Below are 19,079 nucleotides of genomic sequence, written 5' to 3'. Positions count from 1 at the left end.
TCCTTGCTGTTTATGAAATTATCTTGCTGATTCCATTGTAATCCAGGTTTGGTGTTACGTATAATGATTGTTAAAGATACTTGCTATCACTCAGATTGATAGCAACAAACAAACGGAGGAATTCAAAATGGAAAGCGGAGATTTACGTGTGTTTCAAATGGTAGCCCGTGAAGGCTCCATTACGAAAGCAGCCCTGCAGCTTGGCTATGTGCAATCGAATGTCACAGCCAGAATTCAGCAATTGGAAGCTGAGCTGGGCACCATGCTGTTTTTGCGCCATAACCGGGGCATGACACTTTCTGCAAGCGGAAAGCTGCTGCTGGACTACGCCAATAAAATTATCGGCCTGCTGGATGAGGCATCTAAAGCGCTCTCATCCTCTCTCGAACCAAGCGGGCCGCTTATGATCGGCTCCACTCAGACAACCGCTGCGGTAAGGCTTCCGAAGCTTCTGGCTTCTTATTATGAAGAACATCCAAACGTCCAGCTGTCTTTAACAACAGGTCATACACAATTTCTCATTGATAAAGTTCTCCGGTATGAATTGGATGGCGCCTTTATCGGATGTGAATGCAATCATCCCGAGCTCGTGTCCTATCCTGCATTTGAGGAAGAACCAGTGGTTGTTTCAGCAGCTTCCGTATCCGATGCAGAGGAAGCCATCACAAAGCCGATTCTCGTTTACAGCACAGGCTGTTCGTATCGGGAAACACTTGAAAAATGGCTGCGCGCTGCCGGCGTCACACAGCCGGTTATTATGGAATTTGGTACGCTTGAAGCGATTATCGGCGGGGTTACAGCAGGTCTTGGCATCTCGTTGCTGCCAAGAACGGTTGTGCAAAAACACGAGGCTGAAGGGTCGATTCGCGTGTACCCGCTGCCTGAAGCTCTCAGACAGATGAAAACAGAATTTATTGTCCGAAAAGATTCGTTTATCAGCAGCGCGCTGCGGACTTTTATGGATTCCTTCGCGGCAGATCAAACGGCAGCATCACAAAAAAGCAGTCTGCTGTGATTGGCAGACTGCTTTTTAATTATTATTTGTTTCGATGCGTTTCATTTAATTCCTTAATATGCTGAATGACATCTTTAATGCCCTGCTTCGCGTCAGGATATGTCGCATTCCAATGCTTAGCTAGGGGCGGCATGCTTTTGGCTATATGCGTGTACAAAATCCATTGCTTCACTTCTTCTTTTAGCTCATTGTTTGATTCACCAAGCAGAAGCTCCGTATACTTCTCCAGCAATCCATCGAGCTGTTCCTTAAGTTTTTGTTCCATTTTCCATCTTCCTTTCGAAAAAATAGCAAGGAGCTTTCTCAAGTGAAAGCTCCTTCGCTGGCGTTTATTTATCCATGTGATGTAAAAGCCGCTTCCCGGACAATGCATCTGCCCCTGCCATGAGGGATGCAAAGAGGCGTTCCGAACAGCGGGTCCTGTGTGACCTGACAGTTCATAGAAAACACATTTTGCACAAGATCACAAGTGATGACTTCTTCCGGACGGCCTTCAGCATAAATTTGTTTATCTTTTATAGCCACAAGATGATGCGCATAGCGGCACGCCAAGTTTAAGTCATGGAGAACCATAACAATCGTCCGCTCTTCCTTTTCATTCAGCTCAAACAGCAAATCAAGAATTTCAATTTGGTGCGTCATGTCCAAATACGTCGTCGGCTCATCCAGAAGGATAATATCCGTTTCCTGTGCAAGCGTCATTGCGATCCAAGCCCGCTGGCGCTGTCCTCCTGACAAAGAATCGACGGCGCGGTCAGCCATGTCCTCAAGTTTTGTTGCTTTAAGCGCTCTCTCAACTGCTGCCTCATCCTCTTTTGACCACTGTTTCAGCCAGTTTTGATAAGGATATCTTCCTTGCTTCACCAGCTGGTGCACCGTCAGCCCCTCTGGAGCCGAAGGACCCTGCGGCAGGATAGCGAGTTCTTTTGCGACTTCCTTCGTTGGAAGCTTGGCAATCGCTCTTCCTTCCAGCAGCACTGAACCGCCTCTCGGCTTCATCAGACGCGCTAATGAACGTAAAAGTGTCGATTTTCCGCAGCCATTACTGCCAATAAATACGGTAATTTCACCTTTTGGAATGGTTAAATTCAACTCATCAATAATAACGGCATCCCCGTATCCTAAGCTCAGCGTTTCTGTAGAAATTGCACTCATACCCATAACCGCTCCTTTTTGCTGGCTTTTTAGCAGCACTATGTATTGCACGTTTTCTATATACATGCGTGTTAAGTCAATTGTCATCAATGCAAGTGATTCGATATTCAGCCATTTGATATGCTCATATATCCCTCATTGTAGCAGAAAACAATGACTTTGAAAATCATTTTCAATTAGTTTTTTGGACATAATTGGGGGTTATGGGTTTTTTATCACAGGATTATTTCTTAATTTCTCTTATTGAGCCATTCTTCAGCTTTAGTTTTAAGTCGATATGGTCATAATGGCTGTCCAAATTAAACGCTGCCAGCACACTGTGTATCACTTCTGATTCAGCCATATGATCTGTCACGGAAAGCTCGCTCAGGATCATTTTCATCTCATCCAATGCTTCTTCCCCCTCCTGGTTTACGCCAGAGAGCTTATCCTGTATTTCCGCTATTTCACGAGTTTCATTTTTTGAATATACACCTTCATAACGATCATGCTCTCCATCCCCGTAACTCACCCGAAGCGAGAAATCGCTGTAAGGAACAGACTTCAGTTGGGTGACGGCTGTATTTTCTCCTTTTGCCTGCTGCTGGTCTTCATTGAGACGGCAGCCCGCAATCAGAACCACTGCGAGGCAAATAGCCCCGGCTGCTCTGATTAAATGCATATGTTTCCCCCCCTGTAGGATCCCATTTGTTTTAGGTATGTCCCGAGAATGAAATCCTCATTCAGAGAAGAATTGAAAAAGCCGAGGCGTATGACGCCACGGCTTTTCTTTAAGATTCAGTCATTTGCAAAAAGATTTCCGCGTCCCGCACAGCCAGCTTGATGGCATTCTCCCAAAAATCGCGCTTCGTAATGTCAGCGCCCAAATGCTTCATCGCCAAATCCTCCACGGTCATAGAAGCCGTATCTCGCAATAGCGCGATATACTTCTCTTCGAACACGTTTTTTTCTTCAAGCGCCAGCGCATAAATGCCGAGAGAAAACAGATAACCGAACGTATAAGGGAAATTGTAAAACGGCACCCTCGTGATATGAAAGTGGAGCTTCGACGCCCAAAAGAGCGGATGATACTCTCCTAACGCATTGCAGAATGCCTCTTTTTGCGCCTCCTCCATCAGCTCATTCAGACGGTCTGCCGGTACTGCTCCCCGCTTTCGTTCTTCGTGAAACCTCGTTTCGAATAGGAATCTGGCATGGATATTCATGAAGAAAGCAACGCTTCTTTGCACTTTATCCTCGAGAAGGACAAGCTTTTCTTCCTTCGTCTCCGCCTGCTGAACAGTCGCGTCTGCCACAATCATCTCGGCAAACGTTGAAGCCGTTTCCGCTACGTTCATCGCGTAGGATCGGTTTAACGGCCTGACGTTGAGCATCGCTTCCTGATGGAACGCGTGCCCGAGCTCATGGGCAAGCGTTGATACATTTGAGGCGCTTCCCGAAAACGTCATGAAAATCCGCGATTCCCCGCTGTCCGGAAAGCTCGTGCAAAAGCCGCCGACTCTTTTTCCGCTTCTGTCTTCCGCTTCTATCCAGCGGTCCCGAAACGCTTTTTCTGTGAAAGCGGACAGTTTTTTGCCAAACGTGGAAAATTGGCTGACAATGACATTTGCGGCTTCATCATATGAATAAACCTTTCCATCAGATCCGATTGGGGCCTCAACATCGTACCAGCTGAGCTTTTCAAGGCCGAGCATGGATGCTTTGCGGTTCAAAAACTGAACGAACGGCTGCTTGTTTTCAGTGATGACCTGCCACATCGTATCCAGTGTTTCTTTTTTCATCCTGTTGATTTGCAGCGGCTCCTTCAGGACATCCTCCCAGCCGCGCGCATGATAGGTTTCAAGCCGGAATCCCGCCAAATGATTCAGCGTGCTGCTAAAAATATCCTGCTTACTTTTCCACGCTTGATGCAAACGTTCATATACTGTTTTTCTGACAGCACGGTCTTGATGAGCCAGCATATTTTCAGCCTGACCGACAGACAATGGCTTGTTCCCGCCATTTTCCTCATACGGGATCGTCATTTTCCCGACAACCATATTGTATAAGTCACTCCAAGCGTGATATCCGTCCACCGCAAGGTTTCCAATCAGTTTTTCTTTACCGGGGCCGAGCTTTTCGGCAACCCTCTGTCTTCTTTCATTTAATATGTACGATACATCGCATAATCCGGGTTTTGTTAACAATTCATTCCACACGTCTTGTTCAATGTCCACAAGCTTATGATCTAATGTGACGAGAGAGGACTGAAAATCTGCAGAAAGCTGATGCATCAGCGATTTATACTCATTAGCCTTGTGATCACTGATATTTTGAGCCTGAAGACAAGCGACAAAAGCGCCGGCCTGCTGAAGCTTGACGGATACCTGTTCGAATACATCTAGTATTGCCGTCAGCGCTTCAGCCTCTTCAGACGATTCGGGCACCTGGAACGCATCAGTCATGTCTTGAAATGCACGCAGGCTTTGTGACAGTTTTTCGATATATCCCTTGAATTCTTCTGACTGGCTCCCGCCCTTAAAAAATGAATCAAGATCCCATCTTTGGTCTACCCCTTGCAGCGCCATAACATAAAACCCCTTTCCTTCTTTCGTTTTATTATAGAATAATTCTGATTTATTGTATAAAAATTCTTTTATAAGCGTCATTTTCCGTTCATGATTGTACAATAGCTGTAGCAGTTACATGAGGAGGTTTATGATGAATAAAAAAATCGCAATCGTAACAGGAGCGTCAAAAGGCTTTGGCCAGCTGGCAGCCGTAAAGCTCGCCAAGTCATTTTTCGTGATTGCCACAACAAGACAGCCTGAGAAAGCAGAAGAGCTTCGGGAATTGGCCGCAGCACACAATGTGGCTGATTCTATTCATATTACCGCTCTCGATGTCACAGATGAGCAATCCATCGCCTCATTTGGAAAAGCCGTTAGCGCTTACGCTCCCATTGATCTTCTCGTCAACAACGCAGGAACGGCTTACGGGGGATTTGTCGAGGATGTCCCGATGGAACATTTCAAACAACAATTTGAAACGAATGTCTTCGGAGTAATTCATGTGACAAAAACCGTTCTGCCTTACATAAGAAAGCATAGCGGAGCAAAGATTATAAACATGAGCAGCATCAGCGGTCTGACCGGATTCCCCGCGCTGTCGCCTTATGTCTCTTCCAAGCATGCATTGGAGGGTTTTTCTGAGAGCCTGCGTGCGGAGCTGCTTCCGTTCGGTATCCAAACCGTATTGGTCGAGCCTGGCTCATACAAGACATCGATCTGGTCAACCTCATTATCACATTATATGTCGGTGCCTGCTGACGATTCAGCCTATCATCAATACTACAAAAAAATCCTTTCCTACGTTGAAAAAAACGCAGATGAAAGCGGAGATCCTCAAGAGGTTGCCGACCTCATATATCAATTGGCAACAAAACAGCATCTAAAGAAATTGCGATACCCGATCGGAAAAGGCATCAAGCTCACCTTGTTATTCCGATCGCTTTTTCCTTGGTCTGCATGGGAGTCTATCCTAAAGAAAAAACTATTCAGTTCATATAAATTATAATAATTATAATTTAGTATTGATTTTTAATTAATATTTTGTATAATTAAATTAACAGATCACAAGGAGGACGTTATCTTATGAAAACTGAAAACGCAAAAACAAATCAAACATTAGTTGAGAATTCAATGAACACACAATTATCAAACTGGTTTCTTTTATACTCTAAGCTCCACCGTTTCCATTGGTATGTGAAAGGGCCGCATTTCTTTACATTACATGAAAAATTTGAAGAACTGTATGACCATGCGGCGGAAACACTCGATACCATTGCTGAACGCCTGCTGGCGATCGGCGGCCAGCCTGTTGCCACATTGAAAGAGTACACTGAGCATGCGTCTATCACAGACGGCGGGAACGAAACATCAGCGTCAGACATGGTACAAGCCTTGGTAAAAGACTACAAACAAATCAGCAGCGAATCTAAATTCGTGATCGGCCTGGCTGAAGAGAATCAAGACAATGCCACAGCGGACTTATTTGTCGGATTAATTGATGAAGTTGAAAAACAAGTGTGGATGCTTTCCGCTTACTTAGGATAAAAAAAGCTGAACCCTTTTCGGGTTCAGCTTTTTGATTATTCCTAGCTTGAGCTGCTTTCTGTCTGCTTGGTCAGTGTCACGTTCAAGGTTTTCGTTTTTCCGTTTCGCAGCACTTGAATTGTCGTTTTATCTCCGACTTTCAAGTCTTTGTAAAGGATCTGACGGATATCCGCGCTGCTTTCCACGTCTTTACCGTTTAGTTTGACAATGACATCCTCAGATTTAATACCTGCTTTTGCCGCTGGTGAATTTGCCTGAACTTCTTTTACATAAACACCTTTGCCCAATTGATCTCCAAACAGGCCGAGCGTATTTTCCTGATACGTTTCCGGTACTTGTGACATGTCAATCATTTGCACGCCTAAAAACGGACGATCTACCTTTCCATTTTCCAGCAGACTGTCAACAATCGGCTCGACATCATTGCTCGGGATCGCAAATCCAAGTGACTCTACGCCGCTTTCGCTCACCTTCAAACTGTTGATGCCAATGACCTGGCCGCTTGCATTGATTAATGGGCCTCCGCTGTTCCCCGGATTGATCGCTGCGTCAGTTTGCAGCACGTTCATTTCCACCGTGCCTTGTGTGGTATCCACATCAATCGTCCGGTTCAATCCGCTGATGATGCCTTGTGTCACCGTACCGGAAAACTGCTGTCCGAGCGGATTTCCGATGGCGATTACTTTTTCTCCCGTACGAAGCTGTGAAGAGTCACCGAAGCTCGCCACTTTTTTGATGTTTTTGCCGCTGATTTCCAGAACAGCCAAATCAGTAATGGCGTCGCTGCCGACAAGCTTGGCAGTCTCTGTTTCTCCGTTGTATAACGTGACAGTCAGCTTATTCGCGCCTTCAACGACATGGTTATTTGTAATGATATACGCTTTATTGCTGTCTTTTTTGAAAATAACACCTGACCCGGTTCCGCTTTCACTTTCTGAGCTGGAACCGCCTCCCGTGCCGAAAGTGTTATTTTGCGAGGTTTGGATATTTGAGATTCCGACAATCGTCGGCTCTAAATCCTCTACCATATCCGCGACGTTTGAAGCGTTCGTGATTGGTGTCGTTGTAAAATTATCTGACTGCACCTGTTTATTGGCGGAAGCGGTCTCGGTCGTCTGATCTTGATCCGACGGCAGATAAGGCGCGATCCCGAGCATCAGGCCCCCGCCGATAATCCCGCCTAAAATCGGGCTCAGCCATGCGGCTCTTCGTTTCTTTTCTTTTTTCACAGCCGTTTCTGTCTTTTCCATTTCTAAAGCGGAAGCCGTTTCTTGCCGTCCCGCTTCATACGGAACAGGCGCGTCAAGCAATTCCTGTTCAGGATGGTTAATCTGCTGCCGGTTTTCTGTATCCTGATGTTCTGTATGTGAAGATTCTGTTTGATGTTGATCGTTTTGGTCATCACGTCGATAATCCATGTTCTTACACTCCTTTAACGGTTTTTCATTTATCGTTACATATTCATCGCATGTACAAGTTCAATTGTCCCAATGATGAGGAGAAAAGCAAAGCACCAAAATAGAATATGTTTGATCATCCTGCATCTTCCTCGCTCTTTTTCTTCCTTTCTTCCCTTATACATATCATAAACAAACATTGTGGGATAAAAATGAAAAGAATATGTGAAATTATGAAAATCGCCTGCCGTATGTTAAAACTAGTTTATAATGACGTTGAAAGGATGTGAAGAGCCTTGTCATACACCATTTATCTAGTTGAAGATGAGGATAACCTCAATGAACTGCTGACGAAGTATTTAGAGAATGAGGGCTGGAACATTACATCTTTTACGAAAGGTGAAGACGCCAGAAAGAAAATGACGCCGTCTCCCCATCTGTGGATTCTCGATATCATGCTGCCGGATACCGACGGCTATACATTAATAAAAGAAATCAAAGCGAAAGACCCTGACGTGCCTGTTATTTTTATTTCCGCCCGAGATGCAGATATTGACAGAGTGCTTGGCTTAGAGCTTGGCAGCAACGACTATATTTCAAAGCCATTCCTGCCGCGGGAGCTGATTATACGTGTACAAAAGCTGCTGGAGCTCGTTTATAAGGACGCTCCGCCTATACAAAAACATGAAATCGCCGTCTCCTCGTATCGGGTCTCAGAAGACGCCCGCGAGGTTTATGATGAAAACGGAAATATCATCAATTTGACGGCGAAGGAATTTGATCTGCTGCTGTTATTTATCCATCATAAAGGACACCCATACTCTCGTGAGGATATTCTCGTTAAAGTATGGGGATATGACTACTTTGGAACAGACCGGGTCGTTGATGACCTCGTCCGGAGACTGCGCAAAAAGATGCCTGAATTGAAGGTGGAGACGATTTACGGGTTCGGCTACAGGATGATGACATCATGAAAAACAAGCCGCTCTCGTTTCAAATATGGGTTGTCATATCCGGCATCCTGTTAGCGATATCCATTTTGCTGCTTGTTTTATTTTCAAACACGCTGCGCGATTTCTTCACCAATGAAACGTATACGACGATTGAAAATGAGCAGCATGTTCTGACGGAGTACCGTCTTCCTGGTTCAATTGAAAGACGCTATTACAGCGAGGAAGCCACGGCGCCGACAACCGTCCGCTCCGTGCAGCACGTGCTTTTGCCTGAAAATGAAAAATCTTCTTCAGACAAGGATTTAAGCATTCTGTCGTCTTCGTTTATCCATAAGGTGTACAAGCTGGCCGATAAACAGAAGGACGAAAAGAAACGGTACAGCGCAGACGTCAATGGAGAGAAAGTATTTTTTGTCATCAAAAAGGGGCTTTCCGTCAATGGACAATCAGCTATGATGCTCTCTTACGCGCTTGATTCTTATCGGGACGATTTGGCCTATACCCTATTCAAACAGCTTCTGTTTATTATAGCTGTTGTCATTTTATTAAGCTGGATTCCGGCCATTTGGCTTGCGAAGTATTTATCAAGGCCTCTCGTGTCATTTGAAAAGCACGTCAAACGGATTTCCGAACAGGATTGGGATGACCCAGTGAAAGTGGATCGGAAAGATGAGATCGGCAAATTGGGCCATACCATTGAAGAGATGCGCCAAAAGCTTGTGCAAAAGGACGAAACAGAAAGAACCCTATTGCAAAATATCTCTCACGATTTAAAGACGCCGGTTATGGTCATCAGAGGCTATACGCAATCGATTAAAGATGGGATTTTTCCTAAAGGAGACCTTGAAAATACAGTAGATGTCATTGAAGGCGAAGCCCTTAAGCTGGAGAAAAAAATAAAGGATTTATTATATTTAACGAAGCTGGATTATTTAGCGAAGCAAAAAGTGCAATACGATATGTTCAGTATCGTGGAAGTGACAGAAGAAGTCATTGAAAGACTCAAGTGGGCGCGAAAAGAATTATCGTGGGAAATTAATGTAGCGGAAGACATTCTGATGCCGGGCGATCCGGAGCAATGGAATAAACTTCTCGAGAATATTCTGGAAAATCAAATCCGTTATGCTTCGGCAAAAATAGAAATCAGCATGAAACAAGATGATCGGAATATCGTGATCACCATTAAAAATGACGGTCCGCATATTGAAGATGAGATGCTCTCCAGCCTCTATGAGCCTTTTAATAAGGGGAAGAAAGGCGAATTCGGCATTGGTCTCAGCATCGTAAAACGAATTTTAACTCTTCATCAGGCGTCTATCTCAATTGAAAATGACAAAACGGGTGTAACATACCGAATAGCAGTGCCTAAATAGACTGTAAATGTTTTTTGCAGTCTATTTTTTCATGTGAAAGAATAGCCGTTAAAATCTCTGTACTTTGTTTTGAGCGGCTGTTTACATTGATGAACCCATTTTTTCTCTGACAAAGTTTGCTTTGGATATTTGACTTTTTCCACTTTAATTCCTCTGTTTCGCAAGCGGCTGATCATTTCGTCCAATTCTCTCATTTTAGATTCACCCTTTCGCTTGAGCTTTGACCGTTTGGTCATCTCAATTTATAATATAAATAATACATGATAAAAAAACAAGTTACAATAAGGTTAATTTTATAACAGAAGATGTGACTATATGGTCATATCCTATGCAAGCCTCCGGGCTCCGAAAGGGTGGAACCATTGAAGGAAAAAGAAAAGCTGATTATTGAAACAGCCTTAAAACTATTTGCCCAAAAAGGATACAACTCAACATCAGTTCAGGAAATCGCAAAAGCTTGCAAAATATCTAAAGGCGCTTTTTATATTTATTTTCCTTCGAAAGAAGCGCTTCTTCTGTCTATGCTGAATTACTATTACGATAAAACGTTTACCCGAATTTTAAATATACAAACGAAGGGTGACAGCCCCAGAACAGCTTACCGCAAACAGCTGACCGTGCTCTATGAAAACATCCTTGAACACAAGGATTTTATCGGCATGCAGATGAAGGAGGGTTCTCTGCCTTACACAGCAGAAGTGGAGCAATGCGCAAAAAAAGTCCGCCAGTCCTCACTTCAATTTCATATCGACAGCCTGCTGAACATTTACGGAAAAAAGGCAGAACCGTATACTGCAGAGCTTTGTTTCTTAATAGAGGGCATCAGCCAGATTTATCTGGAATGCATGATCCTGCTCGGCCACACTGTGAAGCCTGACCAATTAGCTGATATCATGATGAATAGAATTGATGATATGGTACAAGGCATGTCTGAACGAAACGATAAGCCTTTCGTCACATTGGAAGAGGCAAGCTCTTTATTTGGGCCTCTTACGCACGGACGGCCTGACCCGCTGACTGAATCGATTGTGAAAAGCCTTCGTGACAAAATTAACAGCTTAAACACAAACTCCTCTCTTGAATTATCGGAGAGCTTGGACATACTTGAAGCAGAAATGAAGAAAAAAACACCGAAGCTGGTGATCATAAAAGGGATGATCCATAATCTGACGGAGTCTGAAACCCTCGCCAAAGATGCGGAGCAGCTTAAATATCTATTAAAACAGCAGTATATTTAGAAGAACGGCTGCTTAAACAGCAGCCGTTTTTTTCTTTCTATTACGCCTTTGGTTTTACCATATCTTCCGGCTTAACCATTTCGTTAAATTGCTCCTCTGTCAGCAATTCAAGCTTCAAAGCCGCTTCTTTCAGCGTCAATCCCTCTTTATGGGCGAGCTTGGCGATTTTCGCCGCGTTTTCATATCCGATATGCGGATTCAGCGCCGTAACGAGCATTAATGAATTTGACAGGTTTTCCTGAATGGTTTCTTTGTCAGGCTCAATACCGACAGCACATTTATCATGGAAGGAATTCATGCCGTCACTCAGCAGCTGCACAGACTGCAGGAAGTTGTAAATAATCACAGGCTTAAACACGTTCAGTTCAAAGTTCCCCTGACTCGCCGCAAAGCCGATTGTCGCATCGTTCCCCATGATTTGCGCTGCGATCATTGTCAATGCTTCACTTTGTGTCGGGTTGACTTTACCAGGCATAATGGAGCTGCCCGGTTCATTTTCAGGGATGACAATCTCCCCGATGCCGCAGCGAGGTCCGCTCGCAAGCCATCTGACATCGTTCGCGATTTTCATTAAGTCAGCCGCAAGCGCTTTTAATGCGCCATGTGCATAAGTGATTTCGTCATGGCTTGTCAGCGCGTGGAATTTATTCGGCGAGCTGGTGAACGTTTGGCCGGTCAGTTTTGTGATCTCTTCTGAGACAAGCTCTCCAAACTCTGGGTGAGCGTTGATTCCCGTTCCGACAGCCGTTCCCCCGATTGCCAGCGCACGCATTTTTTCTGTCGCTTCCAACATCATTTCCTTCGAACGATCCAGCATGTAAACCCATCCGCTGATTTCCTGTCCGAGCGTCAGAGGCGTAGCATCCTGAAGGTGCGTGCGCCCGATTTTGACAATATCGTTGTATGCTTTCGCTTTTTCATTCAATGTATTGCGAAGCTGGTCAAGCGCAGGCACAAGCTGCTCGTAAACAGCCAAAACAGCGGCCACATGCATCGCTGTCGGGAATGTGTCGTTGGAGCTTTGGCTGCGGTTCACATCATCATTTGGATGAATCGTTTGATCTGAATTCTTTTCTTTTAATAGAGCAGTCGCACGGTTGGCTACCACTTCATTCATGTTCATATTGCTTTGTGTGCCGCTTCCTGTCTGCCATACGACAAGCGGGAAGTTGTCATCATATTTGCCTTTGAGCACATCATCACAAACCGCTGCAATCGCTTCCGCTTTTTCCGCATCCAGATTGCCGAGGCGTTTATTCGCGAGCGCTGTGCTTCGTTTTAATATTGCAAACGCCTTCACAACACGCATCGGCATTTTTTCAAAACCGATCTTGAAGTTCTCCTTGCTTCGCTGTGTTTGGGCACCCCAGAATTTATCAGCAGGAACTTTTACTTCTCCCATGGTGTCTCGTTCAATTCTGTATTCCATTTATGTATCCCTCCATAACGGTTGCTTCAATAGATGATAATTCGCCAGTGACACAAAAAATCCTTTTTATTTTTCGATCTTGGCTGATTTTAATTTTAATTCAAGATATACACGGGAATCCTTTGAATATTTGTACTTTGGATTCGTCCTGCCGTACTCCTTTGATGTATAGGAGACATCATAATTCTTTTCAAAAGATTTGATGAGCTGTTCGATTTCTTCTTGTTTTCCTGCGAGTCTTACCTGCGCCACTTCGTATCCTCCGCTTTCATAAAAAAACTTCTTCCATGAAATACTGTAACACAGTATATCATTTATTTAACAGGAAAAGATAACCTCTACTAAGGTTTTGGACAAGAGGTGACCTCGTTGGAACAAACAGAGTTTAAGGAATATATACACGATAATTTAGCATTGGTGCTTCCTAAATTAAAAGAAAACGATGATCTCGTAAAAAACAAAAAAATGCTCTCCAACGGGCTTGTTTTTTACTATCTCTATTTTAGTGAACTGAATGATCAGCAGCAGGTTTCAGAATCGATGCAAACCTTAATCAAAGATGAAGAGACCCTCACGCTTGATCAGGTCAAAAAACGTCTTGACCAACTTGACGCAAGACCGGTTAAAACCGCGGAAAAAACGGTCAAGTCTATTCTTAGCGGCAATTGTGCTGTATTTATTAACGGATTGGATCATGTCTATATTCTATCTACAGGAAAGAAAAAAACAAGAAGCCTGGCAGAGCCGACAACTGAAAAAGTGGTTCGCGGACCAAAAGTTGCGTTTGTGGAAGATCTCAATACAAATCTCGCTTTGATCAGACAAAGAACCTCTCATCCGAAATTAACCACTAAAAAAATCATGATCGGCAAAAACGAGATGAAGCCTGCGGCCATTATGTACATTGAAGGCAGAGCAAAAAAGTCCGTCATCAAAGAAGTAAAAGCGCGGCTTAAAAATGTCCAGCTGGAGGATATCCAGGACAGCGGAACGCTTGAGGAGATCATAGAAGATAATAAATATTCGCCGTTTCCGCAGATTCAAAATACGGAAAGACCTGACAAGGTATCGTCTGCCCTATATAACGGCCGGGTGGCCATTTTGGTCGACAGTTCACCATTTGTGCTGCTGGTCCCGGTTTCTCTCGGTGTACTGATGCAATCTCCGGATGACTACTATGAGCGTTGGATCTCAGCATCTCTTATCCGATTGCTGCGTTTCGCTTCTATCTTCATCACCTTGTTTTTGTCATCGATTTATATCGCACTCGTGTCCTTCCACCAAGGGCTGCTGCCGACAGCGCTTGCTGTCACGATTTCGGCAAACAGGGAGAACGTGCCGTTTCCGCCGATATTCGAAGCCCTGCTGATGGAAGTGACGATCGAGCTTCTGAGAGAAGCCGGGCTGCGCCTCCCGAATCCGCTTGGCCAAACGATCGGTCTTGTCGGGGGTGTTGTCATCGGACAGGCGGCTGTAGAGGCGAATCTCGTCAGTTCGATTATGGTCATCGTTGTCAGCGTCATTGCCCTTTCATCATTTACCGTTCCCCAATACGGAATGGGGCTTTCTTTCCGGGTGCTGCGTTTTATTTCGATGTTTTCCGCCGCTATGCTCGGGCTGTACGGGATTATTTTATTTATGCTTGTGATTTATACGCACCTAACGAGACAAACGAGCTTTGGATCTCCGTATTTTTCTCCAAACGGATTCTTCAGTTTGAAAAATACGGATGATTCCATTATCCGTCTCCCAATTAAAAACAAACCAAAAGAGGCGAATAATCCAAATGAGCCAAAAACAGACTCCACTGAAACTTAATACTTTCCAGGGAATTTCAATTATAGCGAATACGATGCTCGGGGCCGGTCTTTTAACATTGCCGCGAGCGCTGACCACTAAGGCGAATACTCCTGACGGCTGGATCGTGCTGATATTAGAAGGTGCCTTTTTTATCTTTTTTATTTATTTAAATACGCTCATTCAAAAAAAACATCATTACCCTTCTCTGTTTGAGTATTTACGGGAAGGATTTGGGAAATGGATTGGCAGCATCATCGGCCTTTTGATTTGCTGTTATTTTATTGGTGTGGCCAGCTTTGAAGCCCGGGCAATGGCCGAAATCGTTAAATTTTTCTTGTTAGAGAGAACGCCGATTCAAATTATTATTATTACGTTTATCTGCTGCGGGGTTTATTTAATGATCGGCGGCCTGAGTGATGTATCACGGCTGTTTCCGTTTTATTTAATGGTTACGATCATTATTTTGCTGATTGTATTCGGTATCAGCTTTAAAATTTTTGATATCAATAATTTGCGTCCTGTACTAGGCGAAGGCTTCGCTCCGATAGCCAATTCACTTACTATCGTTTCCATCTCCTTTTTAGGGGTGGAAATTATGCTTTTTCTTCCTGAGCATATGAAGAAAAGGAAATATACATTCAGATACGCGACGATTGGATTTCTCATTCCGATTACTTTATATATCATTACGTACATCATTGTTGTCGGAGCTTTGACTGTGCCTGAGGTTAAAACGTTAATCTGGCCCACCATTTCTCTCTTTCAGTCCTTTGAGCTAAAAGGCATATTCATCGAACGGTTTGAATCATTTTTACTGATCGTTTGGATCATTCAATTTTTCGCAACCTTCGTCATTTACGGTTATTTCGCTGCAAGCGGGTTAAAAAAGACGTTTGGCTTATCTATCAAAAAAGGATTGATTCTTGTCGGTGCGGTTACCTATTATTTTTCCCTGTGGCCGCGCGACACCAATCAGGTCATGATGTATAGCGATTACCTCGGATACACTTTCGTCTTTCTGTTTTTACTGCCCTTTATACTGTTTTTGATCGTTGCGCTCAAAAGGAGGCTAACAGAAAAATGATAAAAAGCGTTCTAATTGTTTTCGTGTGCACCCTTCTGCTTACCGGCTGCTGGGACAGCAGGAACATTGAGGAATTGAGCCTTATCGTCGGTGAAGGTCTGGACAAACCGAAAGATAAGAATTTGGAGCTGACACAGCAAATTCTTGTTCCTAAAAAAATCAGCACGAAAGAAGGCTCATCCTCAGATCCGACTAAACTCGTATCAACAAAGGGGGAAACCGTTCATCAAATACTGAGGACTTCCGCATTGAAAAACTACCCTACTTTTTCTCAGCATTTGCGTGTTATTCTGCTGTCAAAAGAGTTGCTTGACGGTCATACAGGAATGGACGCGCTCATTAATCAATTTGTCAGAGATAATGGTACAAGAAGGAGCTCGTATATGTTTGTCGCTGACGGCAAAACGAAAGATCTGCTGAAGATGACTGATGAGGGAAATCCAGCATCCAATGTCATTTATGAGCTGACAGAGAATAACAGTGTGACGATCAGAATGATGGATCCCGTTACATTAGGAGAGGTCTCAGCACACTTGACCTCTGACGATACTTTTGCTATTCCTCATGTCGGCAAAGAAAACGGCAAACTTGCGATTACCGGGGCATCCATCATCAAAGATCGATTATGGCATGCGGACCTAACACCGGGCCAGGTGCAAAACATGAACTTATTTACCGGTACAGTCAAAGGCGGTGTCATCGACTTGAAGCATGACGGCTACTTTTTTTCTTACGAGGTCTATTCAAGCAATCGAAAGATCAAGACAGCGTACAAAGATGGAACGTTCAAATTCACTGTCACCCGCAACATCGAAGGCCGGCTGTCTGAAGATTGGAACCCGAAAGAAGATTCATTTAAGGATTCATATATTAAAGAAATTGAAAACATCCTCGCTAAAAGGTTACACAAAACAGTCACGGGATTTGTAAACACACTCCAAAAGGATATAAAAGCCGATCCTACCGACTTAGGAAACGAAGTCAGAATCCATTATCCGCACAAGTGGAAAAAGATTTCAACCAAATGGGATGACTATTTTGCAAAGGCTGAAATCGAGTACAAGGTCAATGTGGTGATCAGAGACTTCGGGACAAAAGGAGCGAGCAAATAACAAATGACCTATTTTACGAGGTGATGACGATGCGCGTAAACGGCCGCTTGCGTCCTGTCGCTGACATCGAGCTTTGATAACATATTGGTGATATGGGTTTTGACTGTTTTAATGGTGATAAACAGTTCCTCGCCAATTTCTTTGTTTGTTTTTCCTTCTGCGACCAGGCAGAGAATTTCAAGCTCCCGTTTTGTCAGTGATTCATGCGGGAGCGCGTGTTCACCTGAGTGGCGCAGCCGGGATAATACTTTCCCCGCCACTTTTGATTCCAGCATCGGCTCTCCCTTGTTTGCGGCGCGGATGGCATCGGCGATTTCCGCCGCTTTTGAGGTTTTCAATAGATAGCTGAGCGCGCCCGCTTCAATGACCGGGTACACTTTGTCATCATCAATGAAGCTCGTGAGCACAATAATTTTCGGATCTGGGAGCTCCCGGCAAATTCGCTTTGTGGCTTCAATGCCATCCATGCCCTCCATGACAAGATCCATTAAAATGACATCTGGCGACAGTTCAGCAGCAAGCCGCACGCCTTCGCTGCCATCAGCCGCTTCGCCGATGACTTCAATATCGGGCTGCGCCTCCAAAAAAGCCGCGAGCCCCATTCTGACCATTTCATGATCATCAATCAATAATACTCGAATCACGTTCGTTCTCTCCTTTTTCTTCCGGGAAAATCGGAACCTTCACTTCGATTTGTGTGCCTTTTCCTTCGACTGAGATCACTTCGGCGACCCCGCCGATTTCACTTGCACGTTCTTTCATAGAGTTTAAGCCGTATGAGGATGCTTTCACCTGATTCATTTTAAAGCCTTGTCCATTATCAATGACCTTGAGCCGGAGCTGATTGTTCTTTAAGCCGAGAATCACGGAAACTTTTGAGGCTTTTGAATGCCTAAATACATTTGAAAGAGCCTCCTGCACGATTCTGAACAAATGGTCTTCAACACCCTTGGATATCGGGGTGTCCTGAATATCCCACTCAATATCAAGCGTCTGTTTCTTCCGGAACTCGTCCAAAAGCTCCGTAAGCCCCTCCTTCAGCCCTTTCCCTTCTAAGGTAACAGGCCTTAAATGGAGCAGCAGGGCCCTCATTTCATTTTGGGCTTCCCCCGCCATATGCTCGACCATTTTGATCCGCTTGACTGTTTTACCGTCAGCATCTTTGACGTGTTCCAACACAGCCGATGTCATCATCGATATGGCAAAAAGCTGCTGGCTGACTGCGTCATGAAGATCTCTTGCCAATCGCTGTCGTTCTTCTGAGATGACTGACTTCTTCATTTGCGCCTGCCATTCCGCACGTTCATTGGAAAGTTTCTGCAAGGAAGCGACTTGAAGCTCCACGCGCTTCGCCATTTCATTCAGCTGATCGGCGGCCAGGCCGATTTCATCATCTCCCAGCGGCGGTATTCGATAAGCGAAATTGCCGTTTTCAAAGGTTAAAATCGATTCGACCAAGGTATCAACCCTTGTCTTCATCCGGTTGCCGTACATATACCCTGAGGCAAAGCCAACCGTCACACTGATCAGCAGCAATATCAGGATAAACGGAATTCCAAACCAGCTTGACGACAGTAAAACAAGCGGATCGAGCCGATAATAAACCATCATAAAGGAGATCATGCAGGCAAAAAGGAACAGACTGATACCCGTAGTCATACGGATGGCACGCCACTGGAGACTGGCAAGCAGTTTTTTTCTCATACGTACTTCACATCCACATCACCGATAAATAAGGAAACGGACACTTTGATCCGGCGCTTTGACTCGCTGAAATCGGATGACGCGGCATATACCTTCGTGCTTAATCCGCTTTTCTTCGAGCCGATCAGATTGATATCACCGATAAAAACGACCGAGCTGACAGCCACTTCAAGGTCTGATGGCACATAAATATCAACGTTTCCAATGACTCCGCTAATGACAATTGTACTTTCTCCCTCGGGAATCATCGCTTTAGACAAGTCGATTTTAATATCACCGATAAAACCAGAGATATTGAGATCATTCAGGTCAAACGGCTGCTTCATCATTTGCAGCTCTCCGATAAAAAAGCTGCGCATGTCGGGATGTTTATCATCTTTTGCCGACTTATGCCGTTCTTTTTTATTGAGATCGACCCGTTTCTCATTCGGTTCGAATATCGGCTTTCCTTTGACAAGCCTGTACCCGGCGTAAATCAGAAATGCGGCAAACGCATAACCGAATAAATTAAAGGTGATGCTAAAGAGGTTTTTCAAAAATAAAAACGCGGCAAAGATGTACATGACGGAGCCGAGCCAATCACGGGAATATTTTTTCAAAAAATAGCCGGCAATCAGAAAAAAGAGCGGCCAAAACAGCAGATCGCCTATTCCGATAATTTGTAAAAACATACTGATGCCGAATAAAGCAATGATCAATCCGAGAAGCTGTTTTTTTGTCATTCC

Annotated in this window: 20 protein-coding genes; 9 read left to right on the top strand and 11 right to left on the bottom strand. The window is 44.4% G+C overall.

The genetic code is table 11. From position 1 onward, the window contains the following. The first annotated feature begins 127 nt into the window (after positions 1-127). Positions 128-1,015, top strand: coding sequence for a LysR family transcriptional regulator (locus tag V6D44_RS09525; RefSeq protein WP_087991086.1), 888 nt, complete (start codon positions 128-130; stop codon positions 1,013-1,015). A 22-nt stretch (positions 1,016-1,037) separates the two neighbouring features. Here the strand turns inward: V6D44_RS09525 and V6D44_RS09520 are convergent, their stop codons facing one another. From V6D44_RS09520 to V6D44_RS09505, 4 genes are all read right to left on the bottom strand, one after another. Further along, complete coding sequence (locus V6D44_RS09520) at positions 1,038-1,322, bottom strand: YusU family protein (protein ID WP_087991087.1); 285 nt, start codon at positions 1,320-1,322, stop codon at positions 1,038-1,040. A 26-nt stretch (positions 1,323-1,348) separates the two neighbouring features. Continuing rightward, positions 1,349-2,176, bottom strand: a complete 828-nt coding sequence (locus tag V6D44_RS09515; RefSeq protein WP_148964060.1) for an ABC transporter ATP-binding protein — start codon at positions 2,174-2,176, stop codon at positions 1,349-1,351. Positions 2,177-2,393: 217 nt separating this feature from the next. Continuing rightward, positions 2,394-2,831: a YusW family protein gene (locus V6D44_RS09510; RefSeq protein ID WP_087991089.1), complete on the bottom strand. Its 438-nt coding sequence runs from the start codon at positions 2,829-2,831 to the stop codon at positions 2,394-2,396. A 109-nt stretch (positions 2,832-2,940) separates the two neighbouring features. Then, positions 2,941-4,737 carry a M3 family oligoendopeptidase gene (locus tag V6D44_RS09505; RefSeq protein ID WP_087991171.1) on the bottom strand — a complete coding sequence of 599 codons (1,797 nt, stop codon included), beginning with the start codon at positions 4,735-4,737 and terminating at the stop codon, positions 2,941-2,943. A gap of 133 nt (positions 4,738-4,870) precedes the next feature. Between V6D44_RS09505 and V6D44_RS09500 the strand changes: the two genes are divergently transcribed. Both V6D44_RS09500 and mrgA read left to right on the top strand, forming a co-directional pair. Further along, positions 4,871-5,725: an oxidoreductase gene (locus V6D44_RS09500; protein WP_333516489.1), complete on the top strand. Its 855-nt coding sequence runs from the start codon at positions 4,871-4,873 to the stop codon at positions 5,723-5,725. 77 nt (positions 5,726-5,802) lie between these two features. Beyond that, entirely contained in the window at positions 5,803-6,264 is a 462-nt protein-coding gene (mrgA, locus tag V6D44_RS09495; protein WP_087991091.1) for a metalloregulation DNA-binding stress protein MgrA, read from the top strand. Between the two features lie 41 nt (positions 6,265-6,305). Here the strand turns inward: mrgA and htrB are convergent, their stop codons facing one another. After that, on the bottom strand, positions 6,306-7,682 hold the full coding sequence (gene htrB / locus V6D44_RS09490) for a serine protease Do-like protein HtrB (protein WP_087991092.1): 1,377 nt from the start codon (positions 7,680-7,682) through the stop codon (positions 6,306-6,308). A 275-nt stretch (positions 7,683-7,957) separates the two neighbouring features. Here htrB and cssR point away from each other — a divergent pair, with 275 nt between their 5' ends. Further along, positions 7,958-8,635 carry a secretion stress-responsive two-component system response regulator CssR gene (gene cssR, locus V6D44_RS09485; protein ID WP_087991093.1) on the top strand — a complete coding sequence of 226 codons (678 nt, stop codon included), beginning with the start codon at positions 7,958-7,960 and terminating at the stop codon, positions 8,633-8,635. Next, positions 8,632-9,987 carry a secretion stress-responsive two-component system sensor histidine kinase CssS gene (gene cssS / locus V6D44_RS09480; RefSeq protein ID WP_202328059.1) on the top strand — a complete coding sequence of 452 codons (1,356 nt, stop codon included), beginning with the start codon at positions 8,632-8,634 and terminating at the stop codon, positions 9,985-9,987. The genes cssR and cssS overlap by 4 nt, the downstream gene beginning before the upstream one ends. A 29-nt stretch (positions 9,988-10,016) precedes the next feature. Here the strand turns inward: cssS and spxO are convergent, their stop codons facing one another. Then, a complete protein-coding gene (spxO, locus tag V6D44_RS09475; protein WP_087991095.1) occupies positions 10,017-10,181 on the bottom strand; it encodes an anti-adapter protein SpxO in 165 nt (54 codons plus the stop codon). A gap of 168 nt (positions 10,182-10,349) precedes the next feature. Between spxO and V6D44_RS09470 the strand changes: the two genes are divergently transcribed. Then, entirely contained in the window at positions 10,350-11,225 is an 876-nt protein-coding gene (locus V6D44_RS09470; RefSeq protein WP_087991096.1) for a TetR/AcrR family transcriptional regulator, read from the top strand. Between the two features lie 40 nt (positions 11,226-11,265). Here V6D44_RS09470 and fumC read toward each other — a convergent pair whose 3' ends face one another. Further along, positions 11,266-12,654: a class II fumarate hydratase gene (gene fumC, locus V6D44_RS09465; RefSeq protein ID WP_087991097.1), complete on the bottom strand. Its 1,389-nt coding sequence runs from the start codon at positions 12,652-12,654 to the stop codon at positions 11,266-11,268. A gap of 66 nt (positions 12,655-12,720) precedes the next feature. Then, positions 12,721-12,906 carry a YvzF family protein gene (locus V6D44_RS09460; RefSeq protein WP_087991098.1) on the bottom strand — a complete coding sequence of 62 codons (186 nt, stop codon included), beginning with the start codon at positions 12,904-12,906 and terminating at the stop codon, positions 12,721-12,723. Between the two features lie 117 nt (positions 12,907-13,023). Here V6D44_RS09460 and V6D44_RS09455 point away from each other — a divergent pair, with 117 nt between their 5' ends. The 3 genes from V6D44_RS09455 to V6D44_RS09445 are packed head-to-tail and all read left to right on the top strand — an operon-like array spanning position 13,024 to position 16,650. Next, a complete protein-coding gene (locus tag V6D44_RS09455; RefSeq protein WP_087991099.1) occupies positions 13,024-14,472 on the top strand; it encodes a spore germination protein in 1,449 nt (482 codons plus the stop codon). Then, a complete protein-coding gene (locus V6D44_RS09450) occupies positions 14,441-15,538 on the top strand; it encodes a spore germination protein (RefSeq protein ID WP_202328057.1) in 1,098 nt (365 codons plus the stop codon). Before V6D44_RS09455 ends, V6D44_RS09450 begins: the two co-directional genes overlap by 32 nt. Beyond that, entirely contained in the window at positions 15,535-16,650 is a 1,116-nt protein-coding gene (locus V6D44_RS09445) for a Ger(x)C family spore germination protein (RefSeq protein ID WP_333516431.1), read from the top strand. The genes V6D44_RS09450 and V6D44_RS09445 overlap by 4 nt, the downstream gene beginning before the upstream one ends. An 8-nt stretch (positions 16,651-16,658) precedes the next feature. Here the strand turns inward: V6D44_RS09445 and liaR are convergent, their stop codons facing one another. Genes liaR through liaF form a run of 3 tightly spaced genes read right to left on the bottom strand, consistent with a single transcriptional unit; the run spans position 16,659 to position 19,076 of the window. Further along, the gene (liaR, locus tag V6D44_RS09440; protein ID WP_202328055.1) at positions 16,659-17,294 is read right to left on the bottom strand and encodes a two-component system response regulator LiaR; all 636 of its coding nucleotides are present in this window, start codon (positions 17,292-17,294) and stop codon (positions 16,659-16,661) included. After that, positions 17,272-18,354 (bottom strand): two-component system sensor histidine kinase LiaS, encoded by a 1,083-nt coding sequence (gene liaS, locus V6D44_RS09435; RefSeq protein WP_202328054.1) that lies wholly within the window; start codon positions 18,352-18,354, stop codon positions 17,272-17,274. The genes liaR and liaS overlap by 23 nt, the downstream gene beginning before the upstream one ends. Next, entirely contained in the window at positions 18,351-19,076 is a 726-nt protein-coding gene (gene liaF, locus V6D44_RS09430; RefSeq protein ID WP_333516430.1) for a LiaRS two-component regulatory system accessory protein LiaF, read from the bottom strand. The genes liaS and liaF overlap by 4 nt, the downstream gene beginning before the upstream one ends. Positions 19,077-19,079: the final 3 nt, after the last annotated feature.

The organism is Bacillus sp. 0209A (assembly GCF_036765095.1).
Classification (GTDB): Bacteria; Bacillota; Bacilli; order Bacillales; family Bacillaceae; genus Bacillus; species Bacillus subtilis_G.
The sequence above is the reverse complement of the archived record's forward strand: the minus strand, read 5'-3'. Positions and strand labels throughout refer to the sequence as shown.

Bases quoted from the DNA above. Each gene is read 5' to 3' on its own strand.
- mrgA (WP_087991091.1), top strand. From the start codon at position 5,803: ATGAAAACTGAAAACGCAAAAACAAATCAAACATTAGTTGAGAATTCA.
- liaS (WP_202328054.1), bottom strand. From the start codon at position 18,354: ATGAGAAAAAAACTGCTTGCCAGTCTCCAGTGGCGTGCCATCCGTATG.
- V6D44_RS09515 (WP_148964060.1), bottom strand. From the start codon at position 2,176: ATGGGTATGAGTGCAATTTCTACAGAAACGCTGAGCTTAGGATACGGG.
- V6D44_RS09505 (WP_087991171.1), bottom strand. From the start codon at position 4,737: ATGGCGCTGCAAGGGGTAGACCAAAGATGGGATCTTGATTCATTTTTT.
- V6D44_RS09445 (WP_333516431.1), top strand. From the start codon at position 15,535: ATGATAAAAAGCGTTCTAATTGTTTTCGTGTGCACCCTTCTGCTTACC.
- V6D44_RS09510 (WP_087991089.1), bottom strand. From the start codon at position 2,831: ATGCATTTAATCAGAGCAGCCGGGGCTATTTGCCTCGCAGTGGTTCTG.
- cssS (WP_202328059.1), top strand. From the start codon at position 8,632: ATGAAAAACAAGCCGCTCTCGTTTCAAATATGGGTTGTCATATCCGGC.
- V6D44_RS09525 (WP_087991086.1), top strand. From the start codon at position 128: ATGGAAAGCGGAGATTTACGTGTGTTTCAAATGGTAGCCCGTGAAGGC.
- V6D44_RS09450 (WP_202328057.1), top strand. From the start codon at position 14,441: ATGAGCCAAAAACAGACTCCACTGAAACTTAATACTTTCCAGGGAATT.
- liaF (WP_333516430.1), bottom strand. From the start codon at position 19,076: ATGACAAAAAAACAGCTTCTCGGATTGATCATTGCTTTATTCGGCATC.
- fumC (WP_087991097.1), bottom strand. From the start codon at position 12,654: ATGGAATACAGAATTGAACGAGACACCATGGGAGAAGTAAAAGTTCCT.
- V6D44_RS09500 (WP_333516489.1), top strand. From the start codon at position 4,871: ATGAATAAAAAAATCGCAATCGTAACAGGAGCGTCAAAAGGCTTTGGC.
- spxO (WP_087991095.1), bottom strand. From the start codon at position 10,181: ATGAGAGAATTGGACGAAATGATCAGCCGCTTGCGAAACAGAGGAATT.
- htrB (WP_087991092.1), bottom strand. From the start codon at position 7,682: ATGGATTATCGACGTGATGACCAAAACGATCAACATCAAACAGAATCT.